Below are 18952 nucleotides of genomic sequence, written 5' to 3'. Positions count from 1 at the left end.
CCGCCCCCGCCCCCACACACACGGTCCCGCAGCGTCCGGGCGTGCCCACGCCCGCCGCATTCGCCCCGACATCGCCCGACGGCCCGCATCCGTCGTTCCCGCATCCGTCGTTCCCGCATCCGTCGTTCCCGCATCCGTCGTTCCCGCATCCGTCGTTCCCGCATGCGCCGTTCCCCGGACATGGAGTGCACAACGTGGACACCCAGCACACCGAATCAGGCGACAACCACCCGAGCCGCAGGGGCTTCCTCGCCCTCGCCGCCACGGCCGGCACGGCCGCCGCCCTCGGCGGTCTGCCCGCATTCACCGCCTCGGCGGCCCCCCTCCGCCCCACTTCCTCACCCCTGCTGTCCGCGGCCGCCGCCGCGAAGAACCAGCTGTGGTGGCAGGCTCCCGCCTCCCCCAACTCGATGATCCGGCAAGGTCTGCCGGTCGGGAACGGGCGTCTCGGAGCGCTCGCGAGCAACGACCCCTCCAGCGAACTGCTGACGATCACCGACGCCACCCTGTGGACCGGTGGCCTCAACGACACCCTGGAGAGCGACGGCCAGTTCCCCTACGGCCGGGACGACTTCGGCTCGCTGACCCTGCTGGCCAAGCTCACCGTCGACATCCCCGAGCACGACCTGGGCTCCGTCGACAACTACCGTCGCACCCTCGACCTGGCCCAGGGCCTCGTCAGCACTTCGTACGAGCTGTCCGGCGTCACCTACCAGCGGCAGCTCTTCGCCAGCCGCCCCGACGACGTCATCGTCCTGTACTTCTCCCAGCAGGGCGGCGGCACCTACACCGGTACCGTATCCCTCACCGGCACCCACGGCGAGTCCACCACCGCCAACCGCTCGGGGCGCTACGCGTCGTTCGGCGCCTCCTTCGCCAACGGGCTGAAGTACGGCGCCGCCGTCACGGCCCGCAGCAGCAGCGGCACCGTCGCCGTCGCCGGCACGTCGATCTCCTTCAGCAACTGCAAGGACCTCACCGTCGTCCTCAGCGGCGGCACCAACTACGCACCCGACGCTGCCGCCAAGTTCCGCGACCCGTCCGTAGACCCGGAGCGCCTGGCCCGGACCAAGGTCCTGAGCGCTGCCGGCCACTCCGCGAGCACGCTGCTGCACACCCATGTCGCCGACTTCCGCCCGGTGTTCGAGCAGCTGGACATCACCCTCGGTACGTCGTCCACGGCCCAACGCAGGCTCGACACCTGGCACCGGCTGCAGGCGCGCTACCGGGACAACGTCCCCGACCCGGAACTGGAGGCCGCCTACTTGCAGTTCGGCCGCTACCTGATGATCTCCGGGTCGCGGGGCAGCCTGCCGATGGGTCTCCAGGGCCCGTGGCTGGACGGCAACGATCCGGACTGGATGGGCGACTACCACACCGACATCAACGTCCAGATGAACTACTGGATGGCCGACCGAACGGGCTTGTCCAACTGTTTCGGCGCCTTCGCGGACTACTGCCTCGCGCAGCTGTCGTCATGGACGGACGTCACGCAGCGGCTGTTCAACACCCCCGCCAACAGGTTCCGCAACTCCAGCGGAAAGGTCGCCGGTTGGACCGTGGCCTTCTCCACCAACCCTTACGGCGGCAGCGGCTGGTGGTGGCACCCGGCCGCCAACGCCTGGCTGTGCCAGAACCTGTTCGAGCACTACGAGTTCACCCAGGACCGCGCCTACCTCGAAAGGATCTATCCCCTCATCAAGGGCGCCGTGGAGTTCTGGGAGGCACGCCTCATCACCACGACCGTCACCGATGCCTCCGGAGCCTCGCGCGAGGTCCTCATCGACGACAGCGACTGGTCCCCCGAGCACGGCCCGCAGGACGCCAAGGGCATCACCTACGTCCAGGAATCGGTGTGGAACCTCTTCGGCAACTACCACACCGCGACCCGGGTACTGGGCAAGGACACCTCCTACGGTGCGACCATCGACGGCCTGCGCAAACGCCTGTACCTGCCCGTGGTCAGCCCCAAGACCGGCTGGCTGGAGGAGTGGATGTCGCCCGACAACCTCGGCGAGACCACGCACCGTCACCTCTCCCCGCTCTTCGGCCTCTTCCCCGGCGACCGGATCCGCCCGGACGACTCCACGCCGAAGGACATCCTCGCGGGCGCCACCGCCCTCCTCACCGCCCGCGGCATGAACAGCTACGGCTGGTCCAACGCCTGGCGCAGCCTGTGCTGGGCCCGGCTGAAGAACGCGGAGAAGGCCTACCAGCTCGTCGTCAACAACCTGAAGCCTTCGTCGGGCGGCAGCAACGGCAGCGCGCCGAACCTCTTCGACATCATGGACATGGGGGAGGGCCGCGGCATCTTCCAGATCGACGCGAACTTCGGCACCCCCTCCGCGATGGTCGAAATGCTGGTCTACTCGCGGCCGGGGCACGTCGAACTGCTGCCCGCCCTGCCCGCCGCGTGGGCGGCATCCGGCTCGATATCCGGCGTCGGCGTCCGCGGTGGCTTCGTCGCCGACCTCAGGTGGAGGAACGGCAAGGTCACGCAGGTGACGCTGCGGAGTATCGGCGGCCGTGACACGACCGTCTTCGCGGGCGGCGCCTCACGGAGGGTCAGCCTCAGGCCCGGTGAGTCCGTCACCCTGGGCAACCTCGGCTGACGCCGATCCGGCAACCGCTCGGTGGGCCGAGCCCGCCGCGGACGACGAGAAGAGTGGAGAGCGAGAAGAGTGGAGAGATCGACGATGTCCCCGGAGAAGGAAGGCACGACGGCGGGTCGCCGACCGCGTCGCAGGTCCCTGCCCTCCGTGCTCGGCGCGCTGACCGGCATGGTCCTGACGGTCGTTCCGTTGAGCACCGCGAACGTGGCGAGCGCCGCCGTGTCCTCGTCGCAGAGCAAGGGCACACGGGTCAGCGCCTGGTCGCCCGGCATGACGACCGGCGGCCCGTCCTTCGACAACCAGACCATCCGGATGGTGGTGCACAGCAGCGTCGCCGGCTCGGGCGCACGCATCACCCTGTCCAACCGGTACAGCACCACCCCGCTCGACGTCAGCGCCGTGGACGTGGCCGTCCAGGCGAGCGGCGGAGAGGCGACGCGCGGCACCACTCGTAACGTCGCCTTCGGCGGCTTGCACCACGTCACGATCCCCGCCGGATCGGAGGCGGTCAGCGACGTCGTCCCGATCTCGGTCAGCGCCGGGGAGAACCTGCTCGTCAGCCTCTACGTGCCCGACACGACGGGAATGTCGACCTGGCACTCCGACGCGTTCGACACCAGCTACATCGCCTCCGGCAACCACACCGGTGACGACAGTGCCGCCGCGTTCGGCACCACCACGACCTCCTGGTACTTCCTGGCAGGGCTGGACGTCGTGTCGCCGACGGCGAGGGGCACCGTAGTCGCCTTCGGCGACTCCATCACGGACGGCTACCACTCCTCGACCGGCACCTACACCCGGTGGCCCGACTTTCTCGGCCGCCGACTGGGCTCCGGACCGGGCCCGCAGAGGCTGAGCGTCGTCGACTCCGGCATAGGCGGCAACCGGGTCCTCACGGACGTCCCCAACCTGTGGCAGGGCGTCAGCGCACTCAAGCGTTTCGGGCACGACGCCCTCGGCCGGCCGGGCGTCAAGGACGTGATCCTCTTCGAAGGAATCAACGACATCGGCAACAACGCCGGCCCCGACGGCCGGCCGCTGACCGCCCAGGATCTCATCAACGGCTACCGCACCCTGATCGGCGAGGCGCGTGCCGCCCACGTCAGAGTCATCGGCGCGACCCTGATGCCCGACCAGGGCAACGGCTACTTCACGCCTGCCGCCGAGGCGATCCGGCAGGACGTCAACCACTGGATCCGCACCAGCGGCGCCTTCGCCGGCGTCATCGACTTCGACCGGACCATGCGTGACCCCTCGAACCCGGCCGCCCTCAACCCGGCCTATGACTCAGGCGACCACATCCACCCCAATGACGAGGGCATGAAGGCGATGGCCGACGCGATCGACCTGCGGCTCCTTCGTACCTGACGCCCGCGGGCGTGCCAACCGCTGACCGGCATTGATGCCTACGTGTGCGGGTGCTTGACGTCGAGTGCGGAGGACATTGGCTGGGCCGCACGACAGGTTCTTGCCGGCCCTGCGCGTCCACCTGGTCCTGCCGGTGCGGGCGTCCCCCGCTACGAAAGTCTCACCGTCCCGGCCCTGGGTCAGCACGACGTCAGATGCCCCACTGCGGGAGACGCTGCCTTGTGGCGCACCGCCAAGGCAATTCGTGAGCGGAGCCCAGGGCCGGAACCCGCGGAACGGCCTACGGCCGGGAGGCGAGCGTGAAGTGGCTGTACCCGCCATCGTCCGTGGTCGCGGACGACGGCCCGTAGACCGTTCCTGTGTCCTTTCGCCGGCCACGTTCGACGACTACGTCGTAGTAGCGGTCAAGAGGGTCGCCGTCCACGGTGACGTACGAGAAGGGGACCGACACGTGCTTCGGCCAGATGGCGCCGTGGATGTCCCCCGGCTCTTCGGCCACGATCTCGGCACTCTCCGACCTCGCGTGAGGGGCGCGTACAGGCAGTGTCTGCGTCCAATGCCGGGTGAGGTTGCTGAGCGTCAGCACATAGCTCGTCGGATCGCTGGACCGTCGCACCACCGAGGCGGACATGGTGTCGCCCGCCGCCACCGGACGGTTGATGGGTTGCGCTCCTCCGCTGTCGTTCCCAGCGTCGATGACTTCCCACCATGCCCCGTGCGTGAGAATCTCGGCACCCGTGTTCGGATCCCTCTTGTTGCAGTTGGCGTCGGTACCGATCTGCACCAGACTTTCCGTGGGGCTGTGATCCAGGCCATCAAGTCCGACCCACATCGAGATGTGGTCGGGGTCGACGCTGTCGCCACAGGGAAAGGAGGGTTCGACCCAAGCCCCGGTAACGGCACTGTGCGCCGTGTTCCGTGGGCTGCTGGGTACGACATAGCCCGCCCAGTTGCCGTACGGCGAGCCGAGATACACGTCGTCAATCTGAACCCACGAGTCAGCACCTGGGGCGACGTAGCCGATGAAGACGGTGACGGAGGTGTTCGCACCCGAGTTGAACGCCACGTGCACGTACTGGTAGGCACCAGGCGTGCGGACCTTGCCGTAGTTCTCCTGGACCAGAGTCTTTCCGGCTTGATTCCGCGCGCCGAAATATCCTGTGGTGTAGTTGCCCGACGTCCGGACCCAGCCGTCCAGCACGTAGTTGGTATTCGACTTGACTGATACTCGCTGAGTGATCGCATTCCATTTGCGGCTGGATGTGCGAATGAATGCGTTGTTGTAGCCAGTTTTTCCCAGACCGAGATCCTGGTCGATTCCCTTGAAGCCTGGCCCTTCGGTAGACCAGGGACGGGAAACGGCCGAAGTGTACTGCTCCTCGAAGCCTGGATCGCTGATCGTCCCGAGCGGAGCTGCGGATGCGCGTCCCACCGGACCGGTCAGTACTGCCGCTACGACAACCAGCATCAAGGCCAGCGGCCACATGAGTTGTCCTCGAAATGGCCTGCCACGTAGTGCACCGAACACTCCTGAGCCCCCCACGCCGTCAGACACCCGGGCCGAAACAAGCACCCGTATGCCGCGAACCTAACGGCACAGAACGCCACCAAACCAGACCCATTCCTCAGCGCACAGGGGCCTCCCAAGGGCGCTTGCTCAACTACACACGCCCTCCGCGGCCGGGGTTCAGCTCAGCGCCGAACGACTCGTCATCAGGCCAGTGAAGTGGTCGACTCAGGCAGCTCGCCGCGGTGTCTGCGTGCGCTCGGGCACGAGGTCGACGTCGTGCAGTGGGATCACCCAGCCGTCTGGTTCTGCCACGTCTTCTCCTGCATGTCGCTGGACTGTCCCTGGATGTAGGTGAAGGCGCCCCGGTCCCGGTAATTGGGGTATGTGGCGCGGGTGGTGATCTGGGCCTGGCGGGAGGCGGTGACAAGTGCGGTCCCGTCAACGAGGAGTCGGTGGAGAGTGCCGAAGAAGTGTGTGGCCGGGTCGGGTTGTACGGGCCTCGCGGGCCGTGATCAGCCTTGTGATTGACTACCACCGTGCTGCCTGAAACTGTCTTTACCACTCAGGAGTTGCCGGCGAATGACCGTTTCGAGGCTTGGGCGGAGCGACTGGGGCGCACCCACGCGCCGATGCAGCTGAGCAGCGAGCGCACCGCGGACTACCGGGGTCACCAGCGCGTGATCGGGCTGGGCGACGTGACGGTGTGGCCCGCGACCTTCGACCACCTGGTCTTCCGCCGGACGCCCAGGCTCGTGCGGCAGTCCGACCCGGAGGTGTTCCACCTGTCCCTGCTGCGGCACGGTGACGGCGCGGCAAGCTGGGGCAGGCAGCAGGTGGCGTATCGGATCGACGACTTCCACGTGAATTGCTCGTCCCGGTCCTACGAGATATCCACCGGGCCCGACCCGGTCACCATCGTCGGGGTGGAGATCCCGCGCGCAGTCGTGGGTCTCCCGTCCGACCGGGCGGACCGGGTGGTCGGGCGCCGGATATCCGGCCGGGAGGGCATGGGCGCGCTGCTCGCGGGGCTGCTCGTGCAGCTGACCTCGGACACCTCCTCCTACCGGGCGGCCGACGCGGAGCGGCTGGGCACAGTCGTCACCGATCTCGTCACCGCCGTCTTCGCCCACGCCCTCGACGCGGAGCCGGCATTGCCGCCCGAGACGCACGCTCGCGCCCTGACCCTGCGCATCAAGTCCTTCATCCGGCGGAATCTGGGCGATCCGGAACTGACCCCCGCGAAGATCGCCGCGGCCCACCACATCTCGCGCAGCTACCTCTACCGCCTCTTCCAGGACGAGGCCCTGACGGTGGCCTCGTACATACGCGACCAGCGGCTGGCCAACGCCCGCCGGGACCTCACCGACCCCGGCCTTCACAGGCTACCGATCCACGCCGTGGCCGCCCGCTGGGGCTACTCCCGCCCCGGCGACTTCACCCGGGCCTTCCGCGCCGCGCACGGCATGGCACCCAGTGAGCTGCGGGACCAGGCGTTGCACCGAACAGCCATGGACTGTGCGCACACGGACGTGGACGCCGTGCGAACGACAACCCTCGGCGTACTCGAACATCATTGATCCCGGTCGCTCAACAGGCCCACGTGCCCGAAAGCGTGCCAGGGCCACAGGGGAGCCCTGACACGCCCAGAGCACAACGGTGCCTCGGTCGGCGGCGCCGGTCCGCCCGTGGACCGACGCCGCCGGCAGCCGTGTCCACGACCCGCGTGCCTGCGCCCGGCACCCCTGAAGGACCCGCGAAGCCAAGACGCTCACGAAGGCGCACGGCGACAGCCGGCTCAGCCTGTCGAGGCGGCGTCCTGTGCCGATTCGGCCTCCCGCGATCCGGCCCGCCTGACGTATTCGGTATCCCGCTTGCAGAAAGTGATCCCGATGGTCACCCTCGTAGGCGGCAAGGCGAATCGGGGCGAGGCGCCGGCCCATCCGTCCTGCGCTACCCGGTCGCGCGCGCGACCCTGAGCACGCATCGTCAACACCACAGGGAGCAGTGTGCCGCCTTTCGTCTACCGGATTACCAAGTACGACCCCGCCGATCGCGACGGACACGGCCACTACATCGGTGTTGAGAAGTCGACCAGCGACCACGGGCCGGTCGAGTCCGCCTACTTGCAGGCTGTCGCTGCCTTCGCAGCGGCCACGGGCATCGACCAACTGACCATTCGCGAGCCGCAGGTGGCCGGCTTCGCCCACTTCGGCCTGGAGCCGGCCGTGGAAGGCCACGGCCTGGGCGATCTCTTCCCACCCGATCTCAGCGGATTCCACGACGGCGCGGAGATCTCCCTCTCCGTCGGTCTCGAGCTGGTGCGGGCCATGCTCCGCGACAACGGCGCCTGGTGCCGTCTGGAAGCCGAGGACACGTTCGCCGTGCACGTCGGGTGGGACCAGTACGTCTACATCAGCAGCGACAAGCCCTGCGAGAGCGCCCTTGCACGCACCCGGGCACTCGGTCTCTTCCCGGAACGACTGCAGGCATCGCCCTACGAGGCGGACTTCGACGAGCCCGGCGTACAGCGACCGGCCGACGAGGACTTCTGGGGCCATTTGCGCTGGTCCATCGCGATGCGGCAGGCAGTCGTATTGGAGGAGGGGTACGTCGACAACGCCTCCCGCTGGCACCGCGTCACGCCGAACACCCTCGACACGGTACGCGCCGAGCTCACCCCTCGCGCCAAGTTGACTGTCTGGCCGGACCTCGCCTCCGACGTTCAGGCAGTTCTCGCCACGCTCCCCGACGAAGGCCTGGTCGAGCTCGTCTGGGAGGACGGGAACGGCGCGATCACCAGCACGATCGTCGACGAGACGGAGTCCCGGGCACTCGCCGTGCGGGTGGCGGGCGCCAGGGCCGCTGCCGCCCTGCCCTTGGACGTCGACTCGCGTCACCCACTGTGCACGGCTGTGATGCCCGACCGTGACGGCGTTCTGCGGGCCCGGTGGAGGACCGAACCGACCCCCAGCGACCGGGACTGGGCCTTTCTGAAGACTCTCCGCCGCGGCCAGATCGTCACCGGCACGGTCACGGTGATTGCCGACTTCGGCGTCACTTTCGTGGACATCGGCGGCTTCACCGCAATGATCAACATTCCAGAACTGTCCTGGAGGCGCATCAATCACCCGTCCGACGTCGTCACCGTCGGGCAGGAGATCTCGGCCGAGGTCCTCGACGTCGACATGGTGAGAGAGCGTGTGCCGCTGTCCTTGAAGGCACTGCAGGCGGACCCGATGCCGCAATTCATCCAGCAGGTCGGCCAGGTCGTGACCGGCGTCGTGACCGAACTCGTGCCGTTCGGCGCCTTCGTCCGGATCGAAGACCGAGAGGATGGCCTCGAAGGACTCGTACACAGCACCGAACTGTCCGAGGAACCCGTCGCCGACCCCGGGGACGTGGTCCAGGTCGGCGACCCTCTCGTCGTGAAGATCCTCGACGTCGACCCGAGCCGACGACGCATCACCCTCTCCCACCTGCGGGCTCTCGCGCACGAAGGGCCTTGACCCGGCACAGCGCCTGATCTTCCCCCCCTACGCTGCAGCGCCCGTGATCAGCGGTTGACGCAGGTGTTACCCGCTGTCGGATTGAGCAGTCCGATGACGTTCACGGTGTTGCCGCAAGCGTTCACCGGGATGGTCACCGGGGCCTGTACGACGTTGCCGGACAGCAGACCGGCCGAGCCCGTCGCGGTGCCCACGGCTCCTCCCTTGCTGTTGACGGTCAGGGTCGCGGAGGCAGGGGGATTCAGGCCGACCGTGGTGACCGCTTCAGGGCCGTTGACGTAAGTTCCCGCATTGTCAGCGGTGACGTTCACCGTCACCGTGCAGGACTTCTCTCCGGCGGCCAGGTCGCCGTCGGCCAGAGCAACGGACGAGCCTCCCGCAGCCGCGGAGACCGTGCCGTTGCCGCAGGTTGTCGATGCATTCGCGTTTGAGGCCACCTGCACACCGGCAGGCAGGTTGTCGGCGAAGCCGAAGTCGTCCTTCGCCGCCAGTTCACTGGTGTTGGTCACTGTCATGGTGAGTGTCGAGGTGCCGCCCTGGTCGATCGTGGCGGGACTGAACGCCTTGTCCAGCTGCGGAGTCGCATCCAGGATCCGGATGTTGTCGAATGCGTGGTCATTGCCGTACGCATTTCCTTGCCCATTGAGCATCTTGATGCCCAACTCGGTACCGTTGAACAGTACAGCTCTGTCGCCGGCGAACGACCCAGCCATGAGCCCACTCATTCCTCCGGGATAGGGCTTGGATTTGGGGTCGGTGCAGGGATTGATGGGAGTGGTGAAGGTCGAAATATCCGGACCGCCACCAGTCAGGTAGAATTTCAGCAGAGGGTCCTCGAAACGGCAATTGTCTGCCGCTACGTCCACCGCGAAGGTGATGTAGTGATTCGGCTTCGCGATCGGGATCGGCTGCTCGGTCCGGAACTCGACCCGGTCGACGCCAGGAGCCACAGTGTCGCTGTACGCCGACACCGCGTGATTGGTCGGCGGATTCGTCCCGCCGACCTGCCCGAGCACACTGGCCATGTCCTTCAGGTACGGCACCCACCGACAACCAGTCTGATCAGCGCCGGCCTGGTTCAGGATGATGCCGTTGCACTGTCCGTGGTCGAGCCACGGTGGGTCGGCCGTGTACGTCTCGTCGAGCGGTGGAGCACCAACGTAGTCCTCGAGGAAAGTCGGGGTCTGGCCCGCGTTTTCGAAATCCTCGACGAACACTGTGACCGGGGCCTGGGGGACTCCAGGAGTACCGGGCGCGTGAAGGGTGCTCACTCCCACCGGCAGAGCCAAGGTCTGGGCTTGAGCGGCCGCCGGAGTACTCGCGACCGTAAGTGCCACCAGGGACACCGATGCAGTACGCATACACCAGGAAAGCTTCATTGCGGAAATTGCTGCCACCTCTTTCCGAAAGATAAGTCGCCTGCATTCAAGCATGCACCCGAAAGAAGAGACGACCGGCAAGCTCGGCGATTACATCCTTCACCGCATCGGTCGAGTCTGAACGAAATATGCGAGTGTATATTTAAAGTTTCATTCGATGATGCTCAAATCCGCGCCGCGTACTGAAAAAGCATTGGCCGAATGAGGCCTCACCGCATCGCCCGCTGCTACGAAAGCCATGCCGTGGTGACCGCAGCCATGCCGTGGTGACCGCGCAGGGCGCCGCGGCGACGCCCATGAACCCTGCTGGTACGACGCCCAGTTCGGGTAGGGGGAGGGGTGGGTCGGTATCAGGGTGCGGCTCGCCGCAGGGGCCGATCACACCCCCGGCCGCGTCCAGGAATAGCCGCGGACCACCCCATGTTGCCGCGGACATGACGACAAATGCGCCGCAGCCCGAGGTGCTGCGATACACCGCCTTCTCCAGCGCCCCCGACGGCGGAAATCCCGCCGGCGTCGTTCTGGACGCCAGTGCCCTGGACGACAGCGCCATGCTGGCCATCGCCGCCGACCTCGGATACTCGGAGTCCGCGTTCCTGACCGCGCCCCCGGAGGACCTCGGCGGTCAGGAGGGACGGGCGTACACCATCCGTTACTTCAGCCCCAAGGCCGAGGTGCCGTTCTGCGGGCACGCCACCGTCGCGACCGCCATCGCGCTCGCCGAACGGATAGGCCCCGGGGAGCTGGCGTTCGCCACACGCGCCGGCACCGTGCCGGTGGAGGTGGCCGAGGAGGGCGGGACGGTCAAGGCCACACTGACCAGTGTCGAGCCGCACATCGAGGAGATCGTCGACGCCGACCTCTCTGAGGCGCTCGCCGCGCTCGGCTGGCCGGCCGCCGATCTCGACCCGGCCTTCCCGCCCCGTATCGCGTTCGCCGGCGCCCGCCACCTCGTTCTCGCGGCGGCGACGCGCGCACGCCTCGCAGATCTCGCTTACGACTTCGCGCGCCTCGAAGCGCTGATGCACCGATTGGACCTGACCACGGTCCAGTTGGTGTGGCGGGAGTCGGCCACCGTCTTCCATGTCCGTGACCCGTTCCCCGTCGGCGGCGTCGTCGAGGACCCTGCAACCGGCGCAGCGGCCGCCGCGTTCGGTGCGTACGCCCGCGAACTCGGCCTCGCCCCCGAGGACGCTGTCCTCACCCTGCATCAGGGCGAGGACCTGGGCCGCCCAGGTGTACTCACGGTGACGCTGCGGGCGGGTGACGCGCGCGTTCGTGTCAGCGGCACAGGAGCTCGCATCAACTGAAGCGCCGGCCATGACGGCAGTGCAGACACAGGGCTCCGCGCAACGCTCAGCACCTCTGGGAGCAGGGGCGAGCACGCTGGAGGTTCCGTGGACGCCACTGCCCTCCCCCGCCCCGACCGGCCGTGGTCGGCACGTGAGATCTCGGTGCGGCCGAGCCCTGCGCCGGCCGCAGCCGGGATCCATGGGTGGCACTTCACGGAGGTGCCCTACTCCGATTTGGCCTCCGAGCGAGGCAACGCGGCCGGACCAACGCCGCGGCTCACCCTCGGCTGCCTGCTCGACCCGGAGCTGCTCCGCGTGGGCCGCGGAACCCGCCTGACCTTCGGCAAGGCCGGAGAAGCCACGACCAGCTCAAGGAGCTGCGCGCCAAAGCAAGCCCTCAGCAGTAACGAAGGGTGAGCTAACGCCACATACGGTTAATCGGATGCGAAAGGCTCCCCAGAACCGGAGAAATCGCCTAAGTTATTCCGATTAGGATGGATTGGACGGATGTGGATCTACAGATCCACATCCGATCATCTTCGGCCCAGCGGGATCCCAAGCGGTGAGCGGAGGCGACAGTCGGCAGTGGTGAATACCAGAGGCGGCGGCGCGGACAACACCGGCCCGTCCATACCCCACGTCCCCCATCCGCTGCACCCACCGCAGGGCCTGCGGACCGTACAGGCCGTACGGCCCTCCGAGCGACGCAGCATGCGGATGCGGCTGCTCGACGCCGTGGACGAGGACCGGCGCGATGTCGAAGTGCTGCTGACCGCGCTCCAGCAGGCGGTAGCCGAGGTGCACGGCCTGGGTGGCATGGTGCATCTCCCGGGCGGCGGCATGAGCGGCATCCTCTACCTGGTCGCCGACAGTGGCCTGCCGGAGGCGATGACCCGGCCCTGGCTGATCATCCCGGTACGGGGCACGGCGCCGCCCAGCAGGGCCGCCCGCAACGACACCATCACCTGGCAGCCCGACCTGGCCCCGCCCGACCCGGTTCCGGGCCGGGACCCCGCCGCCCTGTGGCCTGCCAGGCTCCCCACCGGCATCGGTCACCTGTCCGTCCCCATTGCGAGCGGTGGCTGGCGACGCGGCGCGCTCTCCGTCCTGTTCGCCCCGGGTGCCGAACCCGGCGCGGCGGAGCGCGCGTTTCTGAACGAGGTGGCGACCTGGATGTCCGGGAGGCTCAGGTCGTCCGGGATCCTCAATCCGTCCCCCACCCTGCTGCGGGCCCTGGAGAACGGGCCAGGACCGCGGGAGGCCGCCCCCCAGTGGGACCTGGAGGGGGTGCCCTCCGTCACGTACACCTGGGACCTGCGCACCGGCGAGCTGACCTCCGACCGGCCCGTCGAGGAGGTGCTGGCCGGCATCGATCCGGAGGTGATGAGCGGCGGCATCGAGGCATGGGCCGAACTGATCCACCCGGACGACCTGCCTGGAGCGGTAGCCGGCTTCGACACGGGCATCCAGCTGCGCGGCGGCTTCCAGAACGAGTACCGGATCCGGCGCCAGGACGGCACATACCTCTGGATCGAGGCCAGTGCCCGGACGATCACGGACGAAGAGGGGACGCCGGTCAAGGTGATCGGCACCCTCTCGGACAGCAGCGAAACACACGCCGCCGCCGAGTCGGTGGGGCAGGCGCTGCGACACATGAGCGACGGCTTCGTCTCCCTGGACAGGGACTGGCGCATCGGATTCCTCAATCAGGCCGCCGAGCGGCTCTTCGGCGCCGCGGGAGACGTGGCCGGAGCCCTGCTCTGGAACATTCCCGCGGTACGTGCCATGCCGGGGCTGGAGCCACGGTGCAGGGCCACGGTGGCCGAGGGCCAGCCGGCCGGATTCGACGTACCTGGGCCAGACGGGACGTCCTGGTACCACCTGCGGCTCGTGCCGGTACCGGAAGGCCTCACGCTCTACATCACCGACACCACCGAGCGGCATCTGCGGGAGGCCGAGCGGGCCGCCGCGGAGCGGTCGGCCGCGGAGCGGTCGGCCCTGGTGCAGCGGATCACTCGGGAACTGGCCGAGGCTGTCACGGCCCAGGATGTGATGGCGGCGGTGGCCGACGGCGTGATGACACCCCTCGGGGCCACCGGGCTCGTCATGCTCGGCGTGGTCGGCGACCGGCTGACCGTGGTGGGCTCCCGGGGATATTCGGAGCGCTTCACCCGACTGCTGGACGGGCAGTGGACGGTGAGGGACACCGCGAACCCGGTGGGGGACGCCCTGCGCACCCGCACCCCCCTCTTCATCTCCTCCCCTGAGGAGTTCCTGAAGCGTTACCCGAGGACCAAGACCCTGATCCGGGAGGGCGGCAAGCAGACGTGGGCCTTTCTGCCGCTGGCGGTATCAGGGCGCGGGATCGGTGCGGCGGTGATCTCGTTCGGCCGATCGCGGGTGCTGGGCGATGACGAACGAACGCTGCTGACCGCGCTCAGCGGACTGATCGCGCAGGCCCTGGAGCGGGCCGGACTCTACGACGAGGCGACGACCCGGGCCCGTACCCTCCAGCGCAGCCTGCTGCCGCAGGCACTGCCCGAGCTGCCCGAGGTGACGACGGCGGCGCGCTACCAGCCGGCCAAGCAGGGAGCCGACGTCGGCGGCGACTGGTACGACGTGATCCCGCTCTCCGCGGCCCGGGTGGCGCTCGTGATCGGCGACGTCATGGGGCACGGCATGGCCGAGGCCGCCACCATGGGCGCGCTCCGCACCGCCGTCCGCACCCTCTCGGAGCTGGAGCTGCCGCCCGACGAAATCCTCGGCCACCTCAACGACATCGTCGGCGAGCTGGGCACCGATGCCTTCGCAACCTGCCTGTACGGCATCTACGACCCGGTGACCCGACGTCTGTCGTACGCCAGCGCCGGTCAGCCGCCCCCGGCGGTGGCCCACCCCGACGGCACCGTCACCTTCCTGTCCATGACCCCGGACCCGCCACTGGGGGTGGCCGCTCCGCCCTTCGAAACCCTCGAGACCCTGCTGCCCGCCGACAGCCTGCTAGCCCTCTACAGCGACGGCCTGGTCGAGAGCAAGGACAGGGATGTCACCACCGGCATGAGCCGCCTCGCCGAGCTCCTCTTCCAGTCCGTGAACGCCATGCCGGCCCCACCGGCGGACGCTTCCGACCTGGACGCCCTCTGCGCCTCCCTCACCTCCGCTCTCCTGCCCGCCCACGGTGCACTGATCGACGACGCCGCCCTGCTGCTGGCCAGCACCCACCCACTGGACGCGGCGAACGTCGCCGAGTGGGCATTGCCGGAGGACCCGGTGGCGGCAGGCCAGGCCCGCGACCTGGTCCGCGCTCAGCTCGCCGACTGGGACCTGACCGACGAGGACCTGGTCATGACCACCGAACTCCTGGTCAGCGAGCTGGTCGGGAACGTCGTCCGGCACGCCTGCGGCCCCATCCGGCTACGCATGCTCCGCAGTCGCGCACTGATCTGCGAGGTCTCCGACGCCAGCCTGACCACGCCGCACATCCGCCACACCTCCGCCACCGACGAGGGCGGCCGCGGCCTGCAGCTCATCTCCGCACTCTGCCAGCGCTGGGGCACCCGCCACACCCGCACCGGCAAGTCCATCTGGACCGAACAGCCCCTCCCCACCACCTCAGTTTGACCTTTGCCCTCGCACGCCACCCAGGCGTGCTGACGACCCCGACTCCCGGACTTTTTACGACGGTAAGCACGCGGTGCAGCGCCCTGAGGATCGTGTCATCCTGGCGCGGTGCTTTTCAGTGACCACGTGAACAGTGTCGAACTCCGCCCGCTGCGGTATGAGTTCGCTGCGGTCCGGGGCAACCTTAACGACGACAACTGGCTGGTCATCGGCGGCGCGGTGACAACTCCCGAGGGCAGCTGGTCCTTTGCCGATCCATCGCTGCTGACCCACGAAGCCCGCCAGGTCACCGCTTGGCTGCGCGGGGTTGCCGCGGGGACAGTGACCATCACCCAACCCGATACCGAAGGCTATGTGTCCCCGGACACATGGTTCAACGAGCCGGTCCTGGCCTTCAGCCTCGCCGACCGAAGCGAAGCCGGGGCGGTGATTCGCCTGCACCTGTCCCTTGAGGCGAGGCCCCCATGGCAGCAGGGAGATCACAAGCCGAGCATCTACCAGTACTTCGTGAAGGTGCATGTGGATACGGCCGCGCTGCTTCACGCGGCTGACGAGTGGGATCTTGCTCTGGCCACCTTCCCCACGCGCTGATGACTGACGTCACCATGGGGAAGACTTCGGTGCTCACATTCCAGTTGGCACCCGTGCGCTCGCCTCAGCCTTCTCGCCGCGCGCACCTCTCGGTCAGAGATCCCGGCCCGGTCGAGATCCGGGCAGACGCGGCACCCTCGGCTCGGACTTTCCGACGACAGCGAGGGCCGCGCTGCCCGGGCCCCACAGCGGATCGACGATCGTCTGGGAACGGCGGCCATGGAAGCACACGGCCAGACCCCACCAACTGTCATGACGCGACACCCTTTGTGACCACCCACGGCCGGATGCGCACTCCATGCCGTGTTCGGGGCAGTCACCGCGCGCCAGGGTCGGCCGACCGCCTACGGGGCTTCATGAGGAGCATCCACGAGCGATTCGGCTGCCGAGACCGACTGGTCGTCGCGGATGGGCAGGGCCACCGTTTCATCCACCGGTCCCCGCAAGTCCACCATGAAACCGGCGTGCTCCAGCGCTTCGGCGCCCTGCGCGGTCACCATGGCGAGCGCGAGCCGCTCGGAGACGGTCTCCACGACAACGGCCTCGGTCTCGTTCACGGCCGCGGTCAACTCGGGCAGGCCCAGGCCGTTCGGCAACTCGATCCTCGTCCGGAGCACAGGACGGTTTTCCAGCGCTGCGAGAGCGAACACCGGGTGGGCAGCCGTACGCGTCCCCGCCTCCCGTGCGAACGCGCGCTCCTCGGCATCCTCGCCCACGAAGACACAGTCGTCGGCCGCCGCTCCCCCCGTGCTCGCGACCGCCTGGTCGAAGATCACGCGACTGTCCTTCGCACCCCAGTGCACAAGCGTCTCGTCCGTGAAACGGCCGGGGAACGCCTCGTGCAGCGCGGCTTCTACCCGTGCGGCGGCACCATCGCCCGGCCCGGGGTTGGAGATGATGCCCTTGCGCACCGCGTGGAGGGCGTCGAGCACGGCCATGACACGCGGTCGGGGCTGAAGTGTCAGCGAGCTGTCGGGGTGCACATGGGCATCCGCCAGGGTCGCCCCGATGTCGAAGAAGATCACAGGCATGTGAAGTGCTTCCCCACGGTGGACGCTTTCGAGTCGCAACCACCTGGGTGAAAGGACCCTACGATGCGAACTGCCACTCGGCGCTCTTCCGGCCTCCGCCCGCGATCGCCTTCCCGCTCTGCCCGGTCCGGTGGCGTCAGCGTCGTCCGACCGGAGCGGTCGTACAAGACCCGCCAGGCGACCCAAGGCTGCCTCGGCAAGGCCGCCTCCACCATCGCCCGCAGGGCTGGACAGCAGCGGCCGGGACGCGATCCGGATCCGCCCAGGGGGCAGGTGTCACGTTCCGCGGGTGCGCTGGGCGGAGGCAAGTTCCCGCATCAGACAAGGGTGTAGCGGATGGTCTGCGCATGGATCAGGCCGTCACGGAAGACGAAGGTGTCCACGCCGTCCTCAACTCGCCCGTTGGGACTGGTTGCAGACCACTCCAAGAACAGCACGTCGCCGGCGAACTGTGGCTTGAGCTGCCAGTCGGCGTCGGGCAGGTCCGCCAGCAGGGTTCCGATCACCTGCTTGACGCCTTGCCTGCCGTGCAGAACTCCGGTGGGAGTGATGAGTACGGCGTCTTCGGCGTAGTTGAGACTGATGCTGTCGAGGTCTCCTGTGCCCAGCCGCCTGCCGTGGTCGGCGAAGACCTGCTCGGGCGTGCGCGATGACGTGGAAGACGTGGCCATGGTGAGCTCCTTGGCGAGTGTTGTGGTGTGAGTGGCCCGCGATCTTCAGTACGACCCTCTCGCGAATGTGCCCTTATTGGGAGCGTTCGCAACATTTACGCGAGGGTCGGGACCTGCCGGGATCGAGCCGACGCCCTGCGGGCTCTCGCGTGCGCCGTCCGACCGACGCCCCAATAATTGCACACGACGGCAAATGCATACTACCTATACCATCGCTTGCAACTATTAGCGCCTACAACTATTGTCTTCGCGCGTAACCGCCACGCGCAACCACCTGGAAGGCCCCTTGGTTCCTCCCGGTCGCCGCACCGCGCACTCACAGCAAGGAAGATCCACGCATGACCACTTCGGTCCCCACCATCACACTCAACAACGGCGCCAGGATCCCGCAGCTCGGCTTCGGCGTCTTCCAGGTCCCCGACGCCGAGACCACCGAAGCGGTGACCTCCGCGCTCGATGCCGGCTACCGCTCCATCGACACGGCCGCGATCTACGCCAACGAGGTCGGCGTCGGCAAGGCGCTCGCGGCCTCTGACATCGAACGCGGCGAACTCTTCATCACCACCAAGCTGTGGAACGCCGACCAGGGCTACGACGCCACCCTCACCGCCTTCGACGCCAGTCTGGCCAAGCTCGGCCTGGAATACATCGACCTGTACCTGATCCACTGGCCCACCCCGGCCCGCGACCTGTACCGGGAGTCGTGGAAGGCGATCGAGAAGCTGGTGAGCGACGGCCTGGTCCGCACCGCCGGCGTCTCCAACTTCCAGCCCGCCCACCTTCGCCGGCTGCTGGAAAGCGCCTCGCTCGTCCCGGCTGTGAACCAGATCGAGCTGCACCCCGGTCTCCAGCAGAACGAGCTGCGCGCCCTGCACGCTGAGCTCGGCATCGCCACCGAGGCCTGGAGCCCGCTCGCCCAGGGCGCCGTCCTCGGCGACGACGCGATCACCAGCATCGCCGCACACCACGGCAAGTCCCCCGCTCAGGTCGTCCTGCGCTGGCACCTCCAGCTCGGCAACATCGTGATCCCCAAGTCCGTCACCCCAACCCGCATCGGGGAGAACATCGACGTCTTCGGCTTCGCTCTCACCGACGACGAGATGGCCGCCATCGCCGCGCTCGACCGCGGCCTGCGCACCGGACCCGACCCCGACACCCTCAACTGACGCCATCTGAACGGCCCATGCGGGGCGGTGGACCGCCGCCCCGCGCAGTTGCTCCGGCTCGGGCGGGCCCAGGACGGCAGGTCCTGCCCGCACGGGTCCCCGGAGTCCGGCCCATCGGCATGCCGTCCGTGCCGGGCCACCAGCCTCGTGTGTACTGTCACGCCGCTGCCCAAAGCCACCCGGGCAGCAGTTGCGGCCGGGGGCA

General features: G+C 68.1%; 12 protein-coding genes. 8 read left to right on the top strand and 4 right to left on the bottom strand.

Annotation, left to right across the window (positions count from 1 at the left end; all coding sequences use genetic code 11):
* Positions 1–194 precede the first annotated feature (194 nt).
* Together ACIPSA_RS27625 and ACIPSA_RS27620 are read left to right on the top strand one after the other, a co-directional pair.
* On the top strand, positions 195–2612 hold the full coding sequence (locus tag ACIPSA_RS27625; RefSeq protein ID WP_402639078.1) for a glycosyl hydrolase family 95 catalytic domain-containing protein: 2418 nt from the start codon (positions 195–197) through the stop codon (positions 2610–2612).
* Positions 2613–2696: 84 nt separating this feature from the next.
* Positions 2697–3980: an SGNH/GDSL hydrolase family protein gene (locus ACIPSA_RS27620; protein ID WP_402639076.1), complete on the top strand. Its 1284-nt coding sequence runs from the start codon at positions 2697–2699 to the stop codon at positions 3978–3980.
* Positions 3981–4260: 280 nt separating this feature from the next.
* Here ACIPSA_RS27620 and ACIPSA_RS27615 read toward each other — a convergent pair whose 3' ends face one another.
* Positions 4261–5466: a G1 family glutamic endopeptidase gene (locus ACIPSA_RS27615; protein WP_402639073.1), complete on the bottom strand. Its 1206-nt coding sequence runs from the start codon at positions 5464–5466 to the stop codon at positions 4261–4263.
* Positions 5467–6026: 560 nt separating this feature from the next.
* Here ACIPSA_RS27615 and ACIPSA_RS27610 point away from each other — a divergent pair.
* A complete protein-coding gene (locus ACIPSA_RS27610; protein ID WP_402639071.1) occupies positions 6027–7067 on the top strand; it encodes a helix-turn-helix domain-containing protein in 1041 nt (346 codons plus the stop codon).
* 429 nt (positions 7068–7496) lie between these two features.
* Positions 7497–8996: a S1 RNA-binding domain-containing protein gene (locus tag ACIPSA_RS27605; protein WP_402639070.1), complete on the top strand. Its 1500-nt coding sequence runs from the start codon at positions 7497–7499 to the stop codon at positions 8994–8996.
* Between the two features lie 47 nt (positions 8997–9043).
* Here ACIPSA_RS27605 and ACIPSA_RS27600 read toward each other — a convergent pair whose 3' ends face one another.
* Positions 9044–10213: a chaplin family protein gene (locus ACIPSA_RS27600; RefSeq protein WP_402639068.1), complete on the bottom strand. Its 1170-nt coding sequence runs from the start codon at positions 10211–10213 to the stop codon at positions 9044–9046.
* 596 nt (positions 10214–10809) lie between these two features.
* Between ACIPSA_RS27600 and ACIPSA_RS27595 the strand changes: the two genes are divergently transcribed.
* The 3 genes from ACIPSA_RS27595 to ACIPSA_RS27585 all read left to right on the top strand — a co-directional run bounded on the left by ACIPSA_RS27595 (position 10810) and on the right by ACIPSA_RS27585 (position 15879).
* Positions 10810–11685, top strand: coding sequence for a PhzF family phenazine biosynthesis protein (locus ACIPSA_RS27595; protein WP_402639066.1), 876 nt, complete (start codon positions 10810–10812; stop codon positions 11683–11685).
* 570 nt (positions 11686–12255) lie between these two features.
* Positions 12256–15288, top strand: coding sequence for a SpoIIE family protein phosphatase (locus tag ACIPSA_RS27590; RefSeq protein ID WP_402639064.1), 3033 nt, complete (start codon positions 12256–12258; stop codon positions 15286–15288).
* Between the two features lie 126 nt (positions 15289–15414).
* Positions 15415–15879, top strand: a complete 465-nt coding sequence (locus tag ACIPSA_RS27585; RefSeq protein ID WP_402639061.1) for a hypothetical protein — start codon at positions 15415–15417, stop codon at positions 15877–15879.
* Positions 15880–16223: 344 nt separating this feature from the next.
* Here ACIPSA_RS27585 and ACIPSA_RS27580 read toward each other — a convergent pair whose 3' ends face one another.
* Positions 16224–16817: an HAD family hydrolase gene (locus ACIPSA_RS27580; protein WP_402639059.1), complete on the bottom strand. Its 594-nt coding sequence runs from the start codon at positions 16815–16817 to the stop codon at positions 16224–16226.
* Between the two features lie 410 nt (positions 16818–17227).
* Positions 17228–17581 (bottom strand): nuclear transport factor 2 family protein, encoded by a 354-nt coding sequence (locus ACIPSA_RS27575; RefSeq protein WP_402639058.1) that lies wholly within the window; start codon positions 17579–17581, stop codon positions 17228–17230.
* A gap of 338 nt (positions 17582–17919) precedes the next feature.
* Between ACIPSA_RS27575 and ACIPSA_RS27570 the strand changes: the two genes are divergently transcribed.
* Positions 17920–18747, top strand: coding sequence for an aldo/keto reductase (locus tag ACIPSA_RS27570; RefSeq protein ID WP_402639055.1), 828 nt, complete (start codon positions 17920–17922; stop codon positions 18745–18747).
* Positions 18748–18952 lie beyond the last annotated feature (205 nt).

The organism is Streptomyces sp. NPDC086549, assembly GCF_044746205.1.
Taxonomy (GTDB): domain Bacteria; phylum Actinomycetota; class Actinomycetes; order Streptomycetales; family Streptomycetaceae; genus Streptomyces.
The sequence above is the reverse complement of the archived record's forward strand: the minus strand, read 5'-3'. Positions and strand labels throughout refer to the sequence as shown.

Excerpts from the sequence above, each read along its gene's own strand:
- ACIPSA_RS27575 (WP_402639058.1), bottom strand. The coding sequence starts at position 17,581 with ATGGCCACGTCTTCCACGTCATCGCGCACGCCCGAGCAGGTCTTCGCC.
- ACIPSA_RS27620 (WP_402639076.1), top strand. The coding sequence starts at position 2,697 with ATGTCCCCGGAGAAGGAAGGCACGACGGCGGGTCGCCGACCGCGTCGC.
- ACIPSA_RS27595 (WP_402639066.1), top strand. The coding sequence starts at position 10,810 with ATGACGACAAATGCGCCGCAGCCCGAGGTGCTGCGATACACCGCCTTC.
- ACIPSA_RS27580 (WP_402639059.1), bottom strand. The coding sequence starts at position 16,817 with ATGGCCGTGCTCGACGCCCTCCACGCGGTGCGCAAGGGCATCATCTCC.
- ACIPSA_RS27570 (WP_402639055.1), top strand. The coding sequence starts at position 17,920 with ATGACCACTTCGGTCCCCACCATCACACTCAACAACGGCGCCAGGATC.
- ACIPSA_RS27615 (WP_402639073.1), bottom strand. The coding sequence starts at position 5,466 with ATGTGGCCGCTGGCCTTGATGCTGGTTGTCGTAGCGGCAGTACTGACC.